Annotated in this window: 16 protein-coding genes, 1 tRNA gene and 1 riboswitch; of the genes, 6 read left to right on the top strand and 11 right to left on the bottom strand. The window is 58.6% G+C overall.

Translation table 11 applies throughout. The annotated features are described in order from the left end of the window. Positions 1-449: 449 nt before the first annotated feature. The 10 genes from tolB to secA all read right to left on the bottom strand — a co-directional run bounded on the left by tolB (position 450) and on the right by secA (position 10,219). On the bottom strand, positions 450-1,814 hold the full coding sequence (gene tolB, locus ABDK75_RS11150; RefSeq protein WP_086634401.1) for a Tol-Pal system beta propeller repeat protein TolB: 1,365 nt from the start codon (positions 1,812-1,814) through the stop codon (positions 450-452). 17 nt (positions 1,815-1,831) lie between these two features. Next, on the bottom strand, positions 1,832-2,827 hold the full coding sequence (locus ABDK75_RS11155; RefSeq protein WP_086634400.1) for an energy transducer TonB: 996 nt from the start codon (positions 2,825-2,827) through the stop codon (positions 1,832-1,834). Positions 2,828-2,839: 12 nt separating this feature from the next. Beyond that, positions 2,840-3,277 (bottom strand): protein TolR, encoded by a 438-nt coding sequence (tolR, locus tag ABDK75_RS11160; RefSeq protein ID WP_046899937.1) that lies wholly within the window; start codon positions 3,275-3,277, stop codon positions 2,840-2,842. A 3-nt stretch (positions 3,278-3,280) separates the two neighbouring features. Continuing rightward, the gene (gene tolQ / locus ABDK75_RS11165; RefSeq protein WP_046899938.1) at positions 3,281-4,024 is read right to left on the bottom strand and encodes a protein TolQ; all 744 of its coding nucleotides are present in this window, start codon (positions 4,022-4,024) and stop codon (positions 3,281-3,283) included. 77 nt (positions 4,025-4,101) lie between these two features. After that, complete coding sequence (gene ybgC, locus ABDK75_RS11170) at positions 4,102-4,527, bottom strand: tol-pal system-associated acyl-CoA thioesterase (RefSeq protein WP_046899939.1); 426 nt, start codon at positions 4,525-4,527, stop codon at positions 4,102-4,104. 29 nt (positions 4,528-4,556) lie between these two features. Beyond that, a complete protein-coding gene (ruvB, locus tag ABDK75_RS11175) occupies positions 4,557-5,600 on the bottom strand; it encodes a Holliday junction branch migration DNA helicase RuvB (protein WP_046899940.1) in 1,044 nt (347 codons plus the stop codon). Then, positions 5,597-6,199 carry a Holliday junction branch migration protein RuvA gene (gene ruvA / locus ABDK75_RS11180; protein WP_346005932.1) on the bottom strand — a complete coding sequence of 201 codons (603 nt, stop codon included), beginning with the start codon at positions 6,197-6,199 and terminating at the stop codon, positions 5,597-5,599. The genes ruvB and ruvA overlap by 4 nt, the downstream gene beginning before the upstream one ends. Then, the gene (gene ruvC / locus ABDK75_RS11185) at positions 6,196-6,702 is read right to left on the bottom strand and encodes a crossover junction endodeoxyribonuclease RuvC (protein WP_046899942.1); all 507 of its coding nucleotides are present in this window, start codon (positions 6,700-6,702) and stop codon (positions 6,196-6,198) included. Before ruvC ends, ruvA begins: the two co-directional genes overlap by 4 nt. Further along, positions 6,699-7,448 carry a YebC/PmpR family DNA-binding transcriptional regulator gene (locus ABDK75_RS11190; protein ID WP_046899943.1) on the bottom strand — a complete coding sequence of 250 codons (750 nt, stop codon included), beginning with the start codon at positions 7,446-7,448 and terminating at the stop codon, positions 6,699-6,701. The genes ruvC and ABDK75_RS11190 overlap by 4 nt, the downstream gene beginning before the upstream one ends. A gap of 32 nt (positions 7,449-7,480) precedes the next feature. Next, positions 7,481-10,219: a preprotein translocase subunit SecA gene (gene secA / locus ABDK75_RS11195; protein ID WP_346005933.1), complete on the bottom strand. Its 2,739-nt coding sequence runs from the start codon at positions 10,217-10,219 to the stop codon at positions 7,481-7,483. Between the two features lie 272 nt (positions 10,220-10,491). Here secA and ABDK75_RS11200 point away from each other — a divergent pair, with 272 nt between their 5' ends. The 5 genes from ABDK75_RS11200 (at position 10,492) to ABDK75_RS11220 (ending at position 15,407) form a co-directional block, all read left to right on the top strand. Further along, a complete protein-coding gene (locus ABDK75_RS11200) occupies positions 10,492-11,412 on the top strand; it encodes a peptidylprolyl isomerase (RefSeq protein ID WP_099211107.1) in 921 nt (306 codons plus the stop codon). 10 nt (positions 11,413-11,422) lie between these two features. Further along, positions 11,423-12,658 carry a bifunctional glutamate N-acetyltransferase/amino-acid acetyltransferase ArgJ gene (gene argJ, locus ABDK75_RS11205; RefSeq protein ID WP_346005934.1) on the top strand — a complete coding sequence of 412 codons (1,236 nt, stop codon included), beginning with the start codon at positions 11,423-11,425 and terminating at the stop codon, positions 12,656-12,658. Positions 12,659-12,761: 103 nt separating this feature from the next. Then, positions 12,762-13,991 carry an NAD(P)/FAD-dependent oxidoreductase gene (locus tag ABDK75_RS11210; RefSeq protein WP_211495975.1) on the top strand — a complete coding sequence of 410 codons (1,230 nt, stop codon included), beginning with the start codon at positions 12,762-12,764 and terminating at the stop codon, positions 13,989-13,991. 52 nt (positions 13,992-14,043) lie between these two features. Further along, a complete protein-coding gene (locus tag ABDK75_RS11215; RefSeq protein ID WP_211495974.1) occupies positions 14,044-14,793 on the top strand; it encodes a 2OG-Fe dioxygenase family protein in 750 nt (249 codons plus the stop codon). Between the two features lie 53 nt (positions 14,794-14,846). After that, complete coding sequence (locus ABDK75_RS11220) at positions 14,847-15,407, top strand: hypothetical protein (protein WP_064273848.1); 561 nt, start codon at positions 14,847-14,849, stop codon at positions 15,405-15,407. A gap of 17 nt (positions 15,408-15,424) precedes the next feature. Here the strand turns inward: ABDK75_RS11220 and ABDK75_RS11225 are convergent. After that, positions 15,425-15,498, bottom strand: a tRNA-Gly gene (locus tag ABDK75_RS11225). A gap of 110 nt (positions 15,499-15,608) precedes the next feature. Further along, positions 15,609-15,688, top strand: a riboswitch (SAM riboswitch). A 79-nt stretch (positions 15,689-15,767) separates the two neighbouring features. Between ABDK75_RS11225 and metZ the strand changes: the two genes are divergently transcribed. Then, positions 15,768-16,961, top strand: a complete 1,194-nt coding sequence (gene metZ / locus ABDK75_RS11230; RefSeq protein ID WP_346005935.1) for an O-succinylhomoserine sulfhydrylase — start codon at positions 15,768-15,770, stop codon at positions 16,959-16,961. The last annotated feature ends 11 nt before the right edge of the window (positions 16,962-16,972 follow it).

The following is a 16,972-nucleotide window of genomic DNA, read 5'->3' on the forward strand; positions in this document are numbered from 1 at the left end:
GCGCCCATACCCATGACTTAAATCCGGGGTCAAGCATCCTGTGAGGGCCTACCCCCGAGCCAGAGAACGATTCTGTTTCGAAACTAGAAAATGCAACATAAATGTCACAGCAGTTAGACAGGAATGTGGCGGAATTCTGCCAGTTGTTTTGCTGAACATTCTTTAATCGTTTTATCCTCATGCAAGCCTTGCGTATCAGCCAAGCGCCGCATGCGGGGCACATTCAATCCGGGAGCTGAGGCGCTAAAGTCGATTTACAGAAGATGCGATGGAACGCCGGACTCTGACACCTGGAGAGAACGCCCCAAATCGACTCCGTTCAAAGCCATTTTTTACGCACTTCATCAGGACAGATGTGTCGTGCCCCTGTGTGATCGAGCGAACGCTCCAGATCTGTTCAGGGCAAAATACTCCCCGTTGATCATTGCCAACGGGGAGAGAAAAGATGATCAGCCGTTCAGTGGAGACCAGGCTGGATCAGACGCACCTGTTGCCGTGCGAATTGGGCGCTCATTGAAGCCCGTGATGTCGATTGTACCGATGCCAGATGCAAACCCGGCACCGCCCGCACCCGAAGCGCTTTGACGGCAGAACGCCAGCACACGGCCATTCGGGCAGAACGTCGGAGACTCAACAGTGAAGCCCTGTGTCAGGATACGTTCACCCGTACCATCCGGGTTCATGACGCCCAGAGAGAAGCCACCATGCCCAATGCGAGTAAAGGCAATCAGATCGCCACGAGGTGACCAGACCGGAGATCCATACTGGCCAGAGCCATAGGAAATCCGGCGCGCACCACCGCCCGATGCCCCCATGATGTAAAGCTGCGGGCTGCCACCACGATCGGAGTTGAACACGATCTGGCTACCATCGGGGCTGAAGCACGGGCTGGTATCAATCGCACCGCCAGAGCTGGTGATCTGATGCTTGCTACGGGAGGCCAGATCCACAACAAAGATGTCAGATCCACCACCGCGCGTTGCAGACAGAACAACGCGGCTTCCATCCGGAGAGAAGCGCGGCGCGAAGGAAATGCCGTCAAACTCACCCAGCATCTGCTGACGGCCAGAGCCCAGATCAAACAGATACACGCGCGGACGGTTGTTCGCATACGACATGAACGCAACCTGATCGCGCGCCGGGTTGAAGCGCGGCGTCAGGGTCAGCCACTGGCCGCCTGTCAGCATCCGGGAATTGAACCCGTCCTGATCCATTAGCGCCAAACGGGTGATCTGATGACGGCGCGGACCTGTACGGGCAATATAAGCGATACGGGTATCGAAGTACCCCTTCTCGCCCAACATCCGCTCGTAAATCACGTCAGCAATAATGTGTGCAATCCGGCGCCAGTTGGATGGCGACGCCGTATAGGCCGTACCCTGAAGCTGCTCACCGGCAACAACATTCCACAGGCGCATCTCAACACGAACACTGCCCGAACCAACTGCACGTCCGGCAACAGCAGCGCGTGCGCCCTGAGCCTTGAGTGCACTGAAATCCGGTGTGCCACTGGGCGACACATCGCCTGTCATGACTTTGAACAGGCCAGTCCCAGCCAGATCGGAAGAAATGACACTGGAGATCTGTTCACCCATTCCGGCACCAAAGCTCGGAATGACAATGGGGATAGGCGCCTGACGGGCCTGATCAACAGTAATTTCAGCTTCCCCAGCCCCACCGGCCGCAGTTCCTTGCGCAAAAGCAGAAAGCGGGGTTGCAAGAAGACCACCAGCCGCGGCTGTGGCACCGAGGATGGAACGGCGCGACAGCAGCGCGCTCAGAGCATCAGCTTCGGAATCGGAAATGAAGGTCATGATGATTCCTCTAGGGTTTACGGCCTGAAGACAAAACGCAGCTGATGCGTCTGGCCTAGCAGGTTGGAAGGAATGGGGAGATGGGCACAGGTCGGGCTCAGAACCGCATCCCGCGCACGCTCGGCCAGCACACGATAGGATGGATCTGCCGCCATCTTCGCTGCCGTATCAGGAGCATACTTCACAAGACGCGCCTCACCCGTTGCATCCACCGTCACAATCAGATGCGCGACAAAGCTCGCATAGTTCCGCGCTTCCGTGTCTTCCGTGTAGCAACGCCGCACGGAGCCACCGATCGCCTTCTGATCCGCCATGGACAGAGACTTGGTGATATCGCCATTCGGCACACCGCCGCCATCCGGCGCACCACCCTGCGGCGGGTTGGCTTTCGCCTTGGGCGCATGCGTCTGCTTCTGGTCGGAGCGGAAGCTATCCAGCGTCGCCAAAAGAGAATGACTGTCCGCTTGCGTATTCTTGGACGCATTCGGCTGGGTCAGATGCGAGAACTTCGGCGTATCCGGCAGTTTGTCAGCCTTCTGTGTCTGCGGGCTCGGCGGAGCCACCATTGCAGACTTAGACGGCGGAGACGGCTTCGGCGGGGACGCAGGAACAGGCTCAGGCGACGGCTCCGTAATTTTTGGCGGAAGCTTCGTCGGCGGCAGAGGCTGAGGCTTTGTCTCAGGCGTCGGCGGAACAGGCTGCGGCGGCGGTGGTGGCGGAGGCGGTTCTTCCGTCGGCGCCTTCAGAGGAGGCGTCGGAGACGGAGGAGCCTCGTTCTTCACGGGCGCAGGCGCAGGAGCCGGCTTCGGAGCCGGATGGTCAGCCTTGATGGGATGGGTGGGAGGCCCTGCCTCCTCAAATTCCATCTGCACCGCCGGAGGCTCCGGCGGTTCAGGTGGTTTCTCGAACGGGATCCGCACAACCAGGTACAGGATCAGTGCCGCATGGACACCGACTGAACCCAGAAGCGCGTTGCGAAAGCGACGCCTGTCCGAACGACGTGGACGCACCACTGCGGTGTCCTCTTACTGGCCGCTCTGAGGCTGCTGAGCCAGCAGTGCCACATGCGTAAAGCCGCCAGACGTAATCTGTCCCATGACCTGCATCACGCGACCATAGTCGATATGTGCATCAGCCCGGACAAAGATCCGATGGTTCGGATCGTTCTGGGACTGGACCTTGAGCTGGTCCACAAGCTGCTCGGGTGTGATCGGGTCTTCCCCCAGGTACAACGAACCATCGTTGCGCAGGGAAACCGTGATCGGCTTGGTGTCAGCATTGACCGGGCTGGCATCCGTCTTGGGCAGATCGACATTGACGCCACTGGTCATCATCGGCGCCGTCACCATGAAAATGATGAGCAGCACCAGCATGACGTCCACAAGCGGCGTAACGTTAATCTCAGACGCGGGGCGCCGACGACGGCCACCCATACGCCCACCTCCTCCAGCGGACATCCCCATGGATCAGGCCTTCCCGCTGGACGTCTCGTCCGCACGTTCTTCCGACTGACGGGAAAGAATGGCGGCAAATTCGGTCCCGAACGCATCCATGCGGTCCGCGAACTTGTCCAGCGAGTTGCTGATGACGTTATAGGCCACATAGGCCGGGATAGCGGTCACAAGACCGATCGCCGTTGCGAATAGAGCTTCGGAAATACCCGGAGCCACAACGGAGAGGTTGGTGTTGTGCATGGCAGCGATCGAGCCGAACGCATGCATGATACCCCAGACCGTTCCGAACAGTCCGACGAACGGCGCAACCGGGCCAATCGTGGCAAGGAAAATCACGCGGCGACCCAGACGGTCGTTTTCGCGCGAAACGGTGATGTTGATGGCACGGTCGATACGGTCCCGCACGCCACCGCGCGCCAGATCAATTCCGACAATCCGTGCCGAGCGACGCCATTCGCCCATGGCAGCGCCGAACACGGCAGCCATCGGGTGAGTCGGGCGTGCGCCATCAGATTCGTAAAGGTCGTCCAGCGAACCGCCGGACCAGAAACGGTCTTCAAATTCCGTTGCTTCGCGATTGACGCGACGCATCAGAAGGATTTTTTCCGCAATGATCGCCCACACGCCTGCACTGCACAGGACGAGCCCGACCATGACCAGCTTAACGACGATGGACGCGTGCAGGAACAGGTCCAGAGGCGACAGACCGGCCGCACCGACCGCCCCAAGCGCACTCGAACTTACCTCATGATCCACTGTTCTCTCCTGTCCAGATCCTGTCCCTTACGGGTCAGGACTCTCCATTGCACTTCGTGAGGAAACAGGAAAGTGGGTCAGACCTCTCCAGCCTCGAGTTTTCGAACAGCATCACACCACCGAGGCGGAATTTTGGCAGGTTTCATGGCTTCGGCAGAAAGACACGCCAGCTCTACGTCAATGACGACGGCGGTTTCGTTGCCATTCGTGCTGTTTCGAACAGTTTGTTCAAGTTTCAACCGCGTTGGCGTCATTGCAACCAGCGCTGTCTCGATTTCCATTTCATCATCGAGTCGCAACGGCGCGCGATAACGCACCCCAACCTGCCGCACGACAAACGCCAGACCAAAATCGCGCAGAAGCTCCGTCACCGAAGCCCCTGCATCGCGCATGGCTTCACTGCGTGCACGTTCCGCAAAGCCGAGATAGCGGGCATGATAGACGATGCCACCTGCATCCGTGTCTTCGTAATAAACCCGGAAACGGATCTTATGCGTTGCCATCAGTTTCTCCGCTCATTGGCAGTAGCTCTTCAGCCTGCCGTGTCGTCGTCGAGCCCGGACAGAAGATCAACCTGGCTCGCTGGCGGGTTCAGGCCCAGATGTCTCCACCCAGCCTCACCCAACATGCGCCCCCGCGCTGTCCGCAGGATGAGCCCCTCCTGAATCAGATAAGGCTCGATGACGTCTTCCAGTGTGTCACGCGCCTCTGCCAGACCGGCAGCCAGCGTCTCAACACCCACAGGGCCACCATGGTGATGCTCTGCGATACGCTGAAGATAGCGGCGGTCCATCGCATCCAGACCGCGCTCATCAACTTCAAGACGCGAAAGTGCGGCATCAGCCGTCGCGCGATCAATGATCGGCTTCTTCGCGACAAGCGCAAAATCCCGAACACGACGCAGAAGACGGCCCGCGATACGGGGCGTGCCGCGAGAACGACGGGCAATTTCCTCTGCTCCGTCATCATTCAGATGAACCCCGAGCTTCGTGGCGCCCCGTGATACGATCGCCCGCAGCTCTTCCGGCGTGTAAAACACCAGTCGCAGGGGAATACCAAAACGATCCCGGAGAGGCGTTGCCAACAAACCTGCACGGGTTGTGGCGGCAACAAGCGTGAATGGCGCCAGATCAATCCGCACCGAACGTGCTGCCGGCCCTTCCCCGATAATCAGGTCGAGCTGGAAATCTTCCATCGCCGGATAGAGAATTTCCTCGATCGCCGGCTGAAGACGATGAATTTCATCGATGAACAACACATCACGAGGCTGAAGATTCGTCAGGATTGCCGCAAGGTCTCCAGCGCGCTGAATCACCGGCCCAGACGTTGCCCGAAATCCAACGCCCAGTTCACGCGCCACAATCTGCGCCAGTGTCGTCTTGCCCAGACCTGGCGGTCCATGCAGCAACACATGATCCAGAGCATCTCCACGGGCCTTTGTTGCCTCGATGAAGATAGCCAGATTTTCACGGCTTGCTTTTTGCCCTGTAAAATCCGCTAGCGTTTCAGGCCGCAAGCCGCCTTCGGCAATATCGTCCGGAAGCCGCGCGGCGTCCGTTTCACGAAATTCGCTCATCGGGCGAGATCCTTCAGGCAAAGGCGAATTGCCAGATCAAGCGAGGCATTTTCGTTTTCGGCCAGAACACGACTGAGAACAGGCCAGGCCTCTGCCCGCCGAAAGCCGAGACCAGCCAGAGCCAGGAGCGCATCATTCTCGACGTTTGGCCCGGTCACCACGCCTGGCGTAGGGGCGGACGCGCCACCACCGGGCATCTTGGCGACTTTGTTGCGAAGTTCGCTCAGAATTCGATCGGCAAGACGAGGGCCGACACCTGCCGCCCGCGTCAGAGAACCACGATCGCCCGCATTGATTGCCAAGAGAAGCTCACCGGGAGAATTGGCCGAAAGGATCGCCAGCGCGACCTTGGCACCCACACCTTGCACGGTCGTCAACAGGCGGAACCACTCACGTTCGTCCGTTGTCACGAACCCATACAGAAGGATCGCGTCTTCCCGAACAACGGTTTCGATCAGAAGACGCACGACTTCCGGAGGCTGCGGAACGGATGAGAGTGTGCGTGTTGACGCTGACACCACATATCCAACGCCATTGACGTCAACAATGCAGCGCTCTCCTTCGATCTGCCCGACGAGCCCTGTAAGCTGTCCAATCACGCCATCCGCCTTCCAGCCGTTACATAGGCCGCGCTTGCACGATAATGAGCATGGCAGATCGCTACAGCCAGCGCGTCCGAAGCGTCGGCCTTGTAGATGGCGACGCCAGGCAGCAGCCGCTTCACCATCATCGTGACCTGCTCCTTCGTGGCAGACCCGGTTCCCACAACAGATTTCTTGACTGTCATAGCGCCATATTCCGCTACCGGAAGGCCTTCGTAAGCGGGCGTCAGGAGTGCCACGCCACGGGCATAACCGAGTTTGAGCGTGGAAGAGCCATTGCGGTTTACGTAAGTTTCCTCAACCGCAGCTTCGGCGGGAGCATACTCACGAATCAGGTTCTGGAGCTTCCCGTGCAGCTCACAGAGCCGCAGGGGAACCGATTCATGACCATCTGTCGCAATCACACCAGAGGCCACATGCTTCAGGCGGTTGCCATCCACATCAATAATTCCCCAGCCCATGAAACGCAGGCCGGGGTCTATTCCCATCAGACGGATCAAGCGGCGAGCGCCTGCGCCACATCGTCTGGAAGGTCAAAGTTGGCGTAAACAGCCTGAATATCGTCGTTATCTTCCAGAACGTCGATCAGCTTCAGAACTGTCCGGGCCTTCTCTTCATCCAGAGAAATGCTGTTTTCCGGGCGCCAGTCGAGCTTGGCGGACTGTGGCTCGCCGAAACGACCTTCAAGAGCGTCACGCACTGCGAAGAAGTTCTCCATCTCGCAGGTGATCTCGTGCCCTTCCTCGGTCAGCACGGCATTATCCGCACCAGCCTCAATGGCGGCTTCCAGCATCTCGTCTTCCGAGGCGGCATCGACCGGATACGTCACAACACCCAGGCGCTGGAACATGAAGGACACGGAGTTCGATTCACCCAGCGAGCCACCATGCTTGGAAAACGCGGCACGAACTTCACCGGCCGTCCGGTTCCGATTGTCGGTCAGACCTTCGACGATGATTGCCACACCAGCCGGGCCGTAGCCTTCGTAGCGCACTTCCACATAGTCTTCGCCACCAGCAGCGCCAGATGCCTTCTTGATGGCACGCTCGACATTGTCTTTTGGCATATTTGCTTCACGCGCTGCGGTGACAGCAGCACGCAGACGCGGGTTGGAGGCTGGGTCAGGCAGACCGGACCGCGCTGCAACCGTGATTTCACGCAAAATCTTGGCGAACTGCTTGGCGCGCTTGGCATCCTGCGCACCTTTACGGTGCATGATGTTCTTAAACTGTGAATGACCGGCCATCGGTCGCTCCTTCCTCTACGGGTGTCAGAGGCTCAGACGAGCCTGCCATGACAGTGTTTGAACTTCTGGCCCGAGCCACACGGGCAAAGCGCATTGCGCGGCGTTTCTTCATACCACTGCTGAAGCGTCGCTGCATCCGGCTCGTTAACTGAGCCCGCAGCCGCAAACTGTGCCTGCGGCGCTGCAAAGCTCACTACAGGCTCTGGCTGCGTCAGTGCGGGCGCTGCTGGCAGCGCTTCAAAGCTTTCATGGTGTGCTGAGCTATCGACCACCGGATACGGCGGCGGCTCACTCACAGCCTGGATGCGGCACATCGTCTGCGTCACACGCAGGCGCATATCATCCAGCATCGCCGTGAACATCTGGAAGGCTTCCTGCTTGTATTCGTTCAGCGGATCCCGCTGACCATACGCACGCAGGCCGATACCCTGGCGAAGCTGATCCAGCCCATGCAGATGCTCTTTCCAGACGGCATCGAACGTGGTGAGAACAACCTGCTTCTCGATCATGCGCATGAGGTCCGGCCCCATGTTGGCCGTCCGGGCAGCCTGAGCCTTCTGGGCTTCAGCTTCCACGCGCTCGATCACGCTGTCAGCGTCCATGCCGTCTTCCTTCGCCCAGTCAGCGATCGGAAGTTCAAGATTCAGGACGCGGGAAATTTCAGCCGTGAGCCCAGCCGTATCCCAAGCCTCGGCAAAGGATTTCTCAGGAATGTGGGCGTGAACCAGATCTTCAACGGTGTGCAGGCGCAGTTCCGCAATCACACCCGACAGATCTTCGGACGACATATATTCCTTGCGCTGGGAATAAACTTCCTTGCGCTGGTCATTCATGACGTCGTCGTATTTCAGCGTGTTCTTGCGCATGTCGAAGTTACGGGCTTCAACGCGCTTCTGAGCCTTCTCGACGGCCTTGTTCAGCCAGGGGTGAACAATCGCCTCCCCTTCCTTCAGGCCCATCTTCTGCATCATCGCGCCCATACGGTCGCCAGAGAAAATGCGGATCAGATCGTCTTCGAGGGACAGGAAGAAGCGGGAATTCCCCGGATCACCCTGACGTCCCGAACGGCCACGCAACTGGTTATCAACACGACGGCTCTCATGACGCTCCGTACCGATGACATATAGCCCGCCGGATTCATGAACCGCGCCATGATTGGCTTCAACGGCTGCACGGATTTCTTCGGTGATGCGCGCACGCTCTGCGTCATCCTCGATCCCATCCGTATAAGCATGGGTCAGCATCTCGATATTGCCGCCCAGTTTGATGTCCGTTCCACGACCCGCCATGTTGGTGGCAATCGTAATGGCACCCGGCGCACCAGCCTGCGCGATGATACTGGCTTCTTTCTCATGATGACGCGCATTGAGCACGCTATGCTTGATGCCGCGCTGATCCAGAATACTGGAAAGGTACTCGCTTCTTTCGATGGACGTCGTACCCACCAGGATTGGCTGCCCCTTGGCGCTCACTTCCTGGATGAGATCTGCAACGGCGTTATATTTTTCGCCCGCAGTCAGATAGACTTCATCGTCCGTATCAATCCGCTTGACGGCACGGTTCGTCGGAATTTCAACAACCGTCAGGTTATAGATTTCTGCGAACTCATCTGCTTCCGTCATGGCCGTACCCGTCATACCGGAGAGCTTCGGATACAGGCGGAAGTAGTTCTGGAATGTGATGGATGCGAGCGTCTGGTTTTCCTGCTGGATCTCGACGTGCTCTTTCGCTTCCAGCGCCTGATGCAGGCCATCGGAATAACGACGGCCATCCATCATACGTCCGGTGAATTCATCGATGATGATCACCTTGCCGTCACGGACGATGTAATCAACGTCCCGCGTGAAGAGCGTATAGGCGCGAAGCGACTGCTGAACGTGGTGAACGACAGCCACGTTATGAATGTCGTACAGACCACCTTCCTGCAAAACACCGTCCTGGTTTAGGAGCTCTTCGATACGGTGTGAGCCAGCTTCCGTCAGCGTAACACTGCGCAGCTTCTCATCCTTATCGTAAGCTTCCGGCTCCAGCACCAGCTTGGCCACAACCGCATCAACAGTCCGATAAAGGTCGGAGCTGTCATCTGCCGGGCCAGAAATGATCAGCGGCGTCCGGGCTTCGTCGATCAGGATGCTATCCACCTCATCCACGATTGCGTGGTTGAACGGACGCTGCACCATATCGCCGAGCGAATATTTCATATTGTCGCGCAGATAATCGAACCCGAACTCGTTGTTCGTTCCGTAAGTAATATCTGCTGCGTAAGCTTCACGACGTTCTTCATCACCCAGATTCGGGATGATCACGCCGGTTGTCAGACCGAGGAAGCTGTAAAGAACCGACATTTCCTCGGCATCACGACGGGCCAGATAATCGTTCACCGTCACAACATGCACGCCCTTGCCGGACAGCGCGTTCAGGTAAACAGCCAGCGTCGCAACAAGGGTCTTGCCCTCACCGGTCCGCATTTCCGCAATGCGACCGTCATGCAGAACCATCGCACCGATCAGCTGCACGTCAAAATGACGCTTGCCCAGAACACGGCGAGAGGCCTCACGGCAAACGGCAAAAGCTTCAGGCAGCAGTTTATCAAGGGTTTCGCCTTGGGCGACCCGCTCCTTGAATTCTATAGTCTTGTGCTGAAGCTGCTCGTCACTGAGCCCCTGAACCGTGGGCTCCAGAGCGTTGATCTCCGGCACACGGCGCTGATACGCCTTGAGCGAACGATCATTGGCGGAGCCGAAAAGGGCGCGTGCGAGGCGTGCGAACATGCTGAACCTTGAGATGCCGAGCACCCGGCCGGAAAAGCTCTTTCCACCATCGGAAAGACCTCCCAAACCGGGCAATGACGATTTTCACGTCAGGTGGAGATAGGACCCGTGTGCCCATGGGTCAATGGAGAGGGACCAGAGAAGGCCCTCAAAATACCCATTTCCGCTACGTGACGGAATGGTAAGGGTGCGCGCACTTGCAGGGTTGAGCGGCCTTTGTCATGGTGCAGTCCATTCGGTTTTTCTTATTCTTTATGGTCCGAGGTATTTTCATGCGGCTTTCCCGCTCCACTCTCGCCTGTGCAGCTCTTCTGGCTGGCACGTCGGTTTCGGCTCCCCTCGCATTTGCTGCTCCGGCCGCACCTGCTGCAACCGCTCCGGCCCCGGCTGCTGCACCTGCTCCGAACCCGGACATGGTGATTGCAACCGTTAACGGCGAAAAAATTACCTTGGGTGACGTTCAGCAGGCTGCTGGCAACCTGCCGCCGCAGGCTCGTCAGCTTCAGCCGTCCATGCTGATCCCGCTGCTGGTCAACCAGCTCGTCGATCAGAAGGCAATCCAGATTGCCGCTGGCAAGGAAGGCCTGACCAACAAGCCTGAAGTCAAGGAAGCCATGCAGAACGCCGCCAACAGCGCGCTGCAGAATGCTTATCTTGAGACCAAGGTTGGCCCGCAGATCACGGATGCTGCCCTGCACGACTATTATCAGACGCATTACGCCAACCAGAAGCCAGAGCAGGAAGTCCACGCTCGCCACATCCTCGTGGAGACGGAAGCTCAGGCCAAGGACATCATCGCCCAGCTCAACAAGGGTGCTGATTTCGCCAAGCTTGCTGGCCAGCTGTCCAAGGACAAGGGCTCCGCTGGTGCCAATGGTGGCGATCTGGGCTGGTTCAAGAAGGGCGACATGCTGCCGGCCTTCTCTGAAGCCGCTTTCTCCATGAAGCCAAACACGATTTCCCAGACGCCGGTTCATACGCAGTACGGTTACCACGTGATCCAGGTTCTGGGCTCCCGCACGGCTCCGATCCCGAGCTTTGACCAGATCCATGACCAGGTCCGTCAGGAACTGATCCGCGAGAAGGTTCGCCAGATCGTTCAGCAGGCTGAATCCCAGGTGAAGGTTGTTCACTTCGACGCACAGGGCAAGCCGGTCACGGCCGCTCCGGCACCGGCTCCAGTCAAGAAGTAAGACTAAGACCATGGCAAAGCCGATCCCTGTCTCTCCGCTGGCCCGTCCTCTCCCGGACCTTTCAACGGTTGCTGGTGTTCGGCTTTCCGCCGTCGCCGCGGGCGTCCGCTATCAGGGACGAACAGACCTGATGCTCGCGGAATTTGTCCCCGGCACGATTGTCGCAGGCGTTTACACCAAGAACGCCTGCCCTGGCGCACCCATCCTGTGGTGCCGCCAGGCTCAGACAACTCCCTATGCGCGCGCTCTTCTGGTCAATGCCGGAAACGCCAACGTCTTCACAGGACGGGCCGGCATTCAGGCCTGCGAAGACTGTGCAGACGCGGTGAGCAAGCTGCTCGACTGCCCCCCGCAGGACGTTTTTCTCTCATCGACAGGCGTCATTGGGGAAAAGCTTCCACAGGATAGAATTATTGCGGCCCTGCCCGCCGCACAGGCTGGCCTCTCGGAAGAGAACTGGGCACAGGCTGCCCGCGCCATCATGACGACGGATACCTTCCCCAAGGCCGCGCGTCGCGACGTGACGATTGGTGGCAAGCCGGTTCGCCTTCAGGGCATTGCCAAGGGTTCTGGAATGGTCGCCCCCGACATGGCCACGATGCTGGCCTATGTCGCGACGGACGCGAAGCTTCCTCAGAATGTTCTCCAGTCCCTTCTGGCCTCTGGCTGCGCGCAGAGTTTCAACTCCATCACAGTCGATTCGGACACCTCCACGTCAGACACCCTGATGCTGTTCGCAACCGGCCTGGCCGATAATCCGGCCGTTGATGACGTCAACGATCCCGCTCTCGCCGAATTTACCCTCGCCCTGAATGACCTGCTTCTGGAGCTTGCCCTGCTGGTTGTCCGGGATGGCGAAGGGGCGACGAAGCAGATCCGCGTTGAAGTCACCGGTGCGGACTCCAATCTTTCCGCACATCGCATTGCACTCTCAATTGCCAACTCGCCACTGGTCAAAACGGCCATCGCTGGTGAGGATGCAAACTGGGGCCGTGTCGTGATGGCTGTAGGCAAGAGTGGTGAACCCGCAGACCGTGACCTTCTGTCCGTTGCCATCGGCGGAACCTGGATCGCGCGCGATGGCGGCGTTGTCGAGAACTACGATGAAGCCCCCGTCGTCGCACACATGAAGGGCCAGGACATCGAAATTACAGTCGATATGGGGCTTGATGATGGACAGGCCCGCGTGTGGACGTGTGACCTGACACATGGCTACATCGACATCAATGGTTCTTACCGCAGCTAGAGCGATCAACACGAGAGCGGGAGCGGGGGTTGTGCAGCCCTCCGCCTCCCGTTAGCACAGGTATCGCTCCAATTGGCGGGCGCTTGGTATGAGGAAACTGTCCATGTCTGCTGCAACTCGTGTCGTTGTTCTCGGTGGCGGTGTCGGAGGTCTTGAGGCTGCTACGGCCCTTGGTCGCCGAAACAACATAGCCGTGACACTCGTTGACCGCAGCCCGGTCCATTACTGGAAGCCTTCCCTGCATGAATTTGCAGCAGGCACGATGCAGCACGACGGCAACTGTATTCCTTTCGCAGAAACCGCTGGAAAATTCGGTTTCAGCTTTGTCCAGAGCCTGCCCACCGCCGTTGACCGTACCGCTCAGACAGTCACGCTCGAAAACGGGAGCACCCTCCCCTACGACTATCTGGTTGTCGCGCTGGGTTCCCGCGCCAATGATTTTGGCATTCCAGGCATTCTCGATCACTGTCGCTTCATTGACAGCCTCAATGATGCAGACACTCTGTACTCCGAATTCCGCAAGGCCCTTCAGACAGCCCGCGCAGCCGGTCAGAAGCTGAGCCTGGGTATTGTTGGCGGTGGCGCCACGGGTGTTCAGCTCGCTGCCGAGCTTTGCAAAGCCATTGATGAAGCGCCCGGCCTCGGCCCGTCAGTTCGCAAAACGGGTCTTGATGCTGTCCTGATTGAAACCGGGCCGCGCATCCTTCCCGCCTTCCCGGAAGCCGTGTCCACGGCGGCAGCCAGCCAGCTTGAAAAGCTTGGCATTTCTGTGCGTACGGGCGCCATGGTTGTTGGCGCGGACGAGCATGGCTTTAATCTTAAATCCGGCGAGCAAATTCCTGCGACCCTTCGGGTCTGGGCTGCCGGTGTTCGAGCCTCTGATGCCACAGGCCTTTTTGATGGCCTGGAACGCGGCCGTGCAGGGCAGCTTGGTGTGACACAGACTCTTCAGACAACTGAAGACGCCAAGATCTTTGCGATTGGCGACTGCGCCCGCATTGACGCCGCACCAGTGGCCCCAACGGCTCAGGCTGCCCGCCAGCAAGGCCAGTATGTTGGGCGCGTCCTGCCGCAGATCGTTGCCGGCCAGACACCTGCACCATTCGTCTATAATGATCGCGGCGCCGTCGTGGCCCTCGGCGATTATAACGGCTGGGGCATGCTGGATGCCAATCGCAGCTTCGGTGGCGGTCTGGTGTCCGGTCTGTTTGCTCGCCTTATTCACGAAGGGCTGTACCGCCAGCATCAGGCTGGTATCGTGGGCCTGGTAAAGACGGCTTGCACAACGGTGAAAGAGCATCTTTCTCCCGTAAAGCCAGACCTCGGCGCCTGAAATCGCCCGACAGATGTGACCGTCGGGCCGTGGCATCACCAAGTGAGCGGACATGACCGACGCACATCTGCCTTCCACGTTCGATCAGACCATGCAGCGGGTCGAAAACGTCCTGTCTGACAAGGGCTTCAAATTCCTCCAAGCGGATACTATGCGTCCGCTTCTGGAGCACGAAGGCCTGACAGACTGGGACAGTTTTGCCGCCAGCTGGAACGACCTCGGCCTTGATCTCTACATGGCCGATGGAGGCCGATACCGCCGCCGTCGCTATGCGACCTTTACGGTCAGTTCCGAAAACATCACGCGCAAACCAAGTCAGCCCCACTACCAGAGCCGGGATCACAACCTGCTCAATGGCGGCATCGAGCGCTGGTTCGGGCCGATTGAAGACGCGATTGCCACTCATCCGGCCATGCTGGCAGCTATCCGGACAATTGGCCGATTCGCAGATGCCCTGACACCCTCCGAATCACGGCCCGAAACGTGGCATGCAGAGGTTCACCAGTTCCGGATTGAAGCAAACCCTGACAGTGAAGGGCGCCCCACCCCGGAAGGCATGCACCGCGACGGCGTGGACTGGGTGCTCGTCCTGATGATCGGCCGCCACAACGTTGAGCAGGGTGTGACGACGATCCACGATGACCAGAAAGATCTTCTGGGCTCATTCACCCTGACCAAGCCATTTGATGCTGCGATCGTGGACGATCATCGCGTTTACCACGGCGTTACAGCCGTCACCCCACAGGATGCAGACAAACCTGCCTATCGTGATGTGCTGGTTATCACCCTTCGCCACGAATAAACCTGAAATCTCCGATGGATCGACAGGCTTAATTCCGTGTTAAGAATAACATCATGACGATCCAGCAGATTCTTTCCCGTATCCGGCTTCGCCATCTGGCGCTGCTCACAGTCTCAGCCCTCTCGGTCGCCGCTACGGTGAGCGCTGCGACAACGCATCACCGGACGCATCACACGCGTCAGGCAAATGCCGTCAGCGCAGGGGCCGCACCGGTCATCCTGTCTGCCCATCCCGGCACGCAGCTTGATATCGATGCCCGCAAACTGAACACGGACGATCTGGAAGATGCCGCCAAGCATCACGATCAGCCGGTCGTGCTCGTCGGCTCTGCCCCGCTCTCTGCTGGGAAGAATGACGAAGCCCTGTTCGTTCAGCTTCAGTCAGCCCGGCTCTGTGGGTCTGCTGGCTGCACCACATCCGTCTATCTGCGCCACAACGACAGCTGGAAAACAGTTCTGGATTCCGTGAACGGCGATATTTCCGTTCTCCCCACACGCCATAAAGGCATGCATGACCTTCTCGTTGGCAAGAACGACAAGTGGATCTGGGACGGCAACGAGTATCAGGACACGCTCAGCGCGCCACCCATGCCCAAAATGAACGGGCCGAACTAATAATTTTCAGGAAAGTCTGGAGCGGGTGAAGGGAATCGAACCCTCGTATGCAGCTTGGGAAGCTGCCGTTCTACCATTGAACTACACCCGCGACGTCGCTGCTTATATCCCCCCCTTTGCGCCTCTGCAATCCATGCCGAAGGGGTGTTGACGCAAAACCACTCCTCGGCCCATAGTCCGCTCGTGAAATGGCCATAAAGACCGTTTCATCCTCGTGATTTGAGCGGCCGGCTTGCGGCGAGGATAAATAACTGCGCTAAAGAGGCCCTGCGGTTTTCCATTCAAGATTTCCCAGGACTTCCACGGCCCGCCACATGCTTTCCGCCTATCCGGGTGGAAACCTTATGGAGGGACTGATCTATGTCTTCAGAAAACTGGCGTACTGCTACCCGTCTCCTGCACGACGCACCGAACCGCACTGAATTCGGTGAAACGTCCGAAGCCATCTTCCTGACATCGGGCTTTGTCTACGACAGCGCCGAACAGGCTGCAGCGACGTTTACGGGTGACGTGGAGCACTTCCAGTATTCCCGCTTCGGCAACCCTACTGTCGACACGTTGCAGGAGCGTCTCGCTCTGTTCGAAGGGGCTGAAGCCTGCATCGCGACCTCTACAGGCATGGGTGCCGTTTCTTCAGCTCTTCTGGCCCATGTGAAGACTGGGGAGCGCGTCGTCGCATCCCGCGCCATCTTTGGGTCCTGTTACTGGATCGTCACCAGCCTGCTCCCGCGCTACGGCATTGAGACGGAACTGGTCGATGGTGATGACTATGAGGCATGGGAGCGCGCGCTGTCCCGCCCGACAGCCGCTGTTCTGATCGAAAGCCCGTCCAACCCAATGCTGGACGTTCTCGATATCCAGCGCATCGCAGACCTTGCTCACAAGGCAGGCGCGCTGCTGATGGTGGACAATGTGTTCGCATCCCCCATCGGACAGTCTCCCCTCAAGCTCGGTGCTGACGTCGTGCTGTATTCCTGCACGAAGCACATTGATGGTCAGGGCCGTGTCCTAGGTGGCGCTGTTCTGGGCAGCGACAAATGGATCAAGGAGACCCTCCAGCCCTTCACCCGCAACACGGGTAACGCGCTGTCTCCGTTCAATGCATGGGTACTGCTGAAGGGGCTGGAAACTCTCAAGCTCCGGACCGAAGCCATGGCACGCAATGCTGCAGATGTCGCAGATGCGCTCGCTGGCCTGCCGGGCGTCGTGAATGTCCGCTATCCAGGCCGTAGCGATCACCCGCAGCATGAACTTGCTCAGAAGCAAATGAGCAACGGTGGATCTCTCGTCGCTTTCGAAGTCGAGAACGGGAAGGCCGGTGCTTTCGCATGCCTCAACGCTTTCGGTCTCATCGCAATTTCCAACAACCTGGGTGACGCCCGCAGTCTGGCCACGCATCCGGCAACCACGACGCATATGCGTGTTGGCGAAGATGAACGCGCACGTCTGGGCATTACCGACGGCGTGATTCGTCTTTCCGTTGGTCTGGAAGATGCAGCCGATCTGATTGCAGACGTCACCGCCGGTGCCGCTGCTGCTCACGCTGCAAAATAAGTTTTCCTGAC

Source organism: Gluconobacter sp. OJA, assembly GCF_039638325.1.
Lineage (GTDB): Bacteria > Pseudomonadota > Alphaproteobacteria > Acetobacterales > Acetobacteraceae > Gluconobacter > Gluconobacter cerinus.

What these genes read in the sequence shown, in the direction of transcription:
- tolR (WP_046899937.1), bottom strand. Translation starts at nt 3,277, where the DNA reads ATGGGGATGTCCGCTGGAGGAGGTGGGCGTATGGGTGGCCGTCGTCGG.
- ABDK75_RS11190 (WP_046899943.1), bottom strand. Translation starts at nt 7,448, where the DNA reads ATGGCCGGTCATTCACAGTTTAAGAACATCATGCACCGTAAAGGTGCG.
- metZ (WP_346005935.1), top strand. Translation starts at nt 15,768, where the DNA reads ATGTCTTCAGAAAACTGGCGTACTGCTACCCGTCTCCTGCACGACGCA.
- ABDK75_RS11215 (WP_211495974.1), top strand. Translation starts at nt 14,044, where the DNA reads ATGACCGACGCACATCTGCCTTCCACGTTCGATCAGACCATGCAGCGG.
- ABDK75_RS11200 (WP_099211107.1), top strand. Translation starts at nt 10,492, where the DNA reads ATGCGGCTTTCCCGCTCCACTCTCGCCTGTGCAGCTCTTCTGGCTGGC.
- ABDK75_RS11220 (WP_064273848.1), top strand. Translation starts at nt 14,847, where the DNA reads ATGACGATCCAGCAGATTCTTTCCCGTATCCGGCTTCGCCATCTGGCG.
- ybgC (WP_046899939.1), bottom strand. Translation starts at nt 4,527, where the DNA reads ATGGCAACGCATAAGATCCGTTTCCGGGTTTATTACGAAGACACGGAT.
- ruvB (WP_046899940.1), bottom strand. Translation starts at nt 5,600, where the DNA reads ATGAGCGAATTTCGTGAAACGGACGCCGCGCGGCTTCCGGACGATATT.
- argJ (WP_346005934.1), top strand. Translation starts at nt 11,423, where the DNA reads ATGGCAAAGCCGATCCCTGTCTCTCCGCTGGCCCGTCCTCTCCCGGAC.
- ABDK75_RS11210 (WP_211495975.1), top strand. Translation starts at nt 12,762, where the DNA reads ATGTCTGCTGCAACTCGTGTCGTTGTTCTCGGTGGCGGTGTCGGAGGT.
- secA (WP_346005933.1), bottom strand. Translation starts at nt 10,219, where the DNA reads ATGTTCGCACGCCTCGCACGCGCCCTTTTCGGCTCCGCCAATGATCGT.
- tolB (WP_086634401.1), bottom strand. Translation starts at nt 1,814, where the DNA reads ATGACCTTCATTTCCGATTCCGAAGCTGATGCTCTGAGCGCGCTGCTG.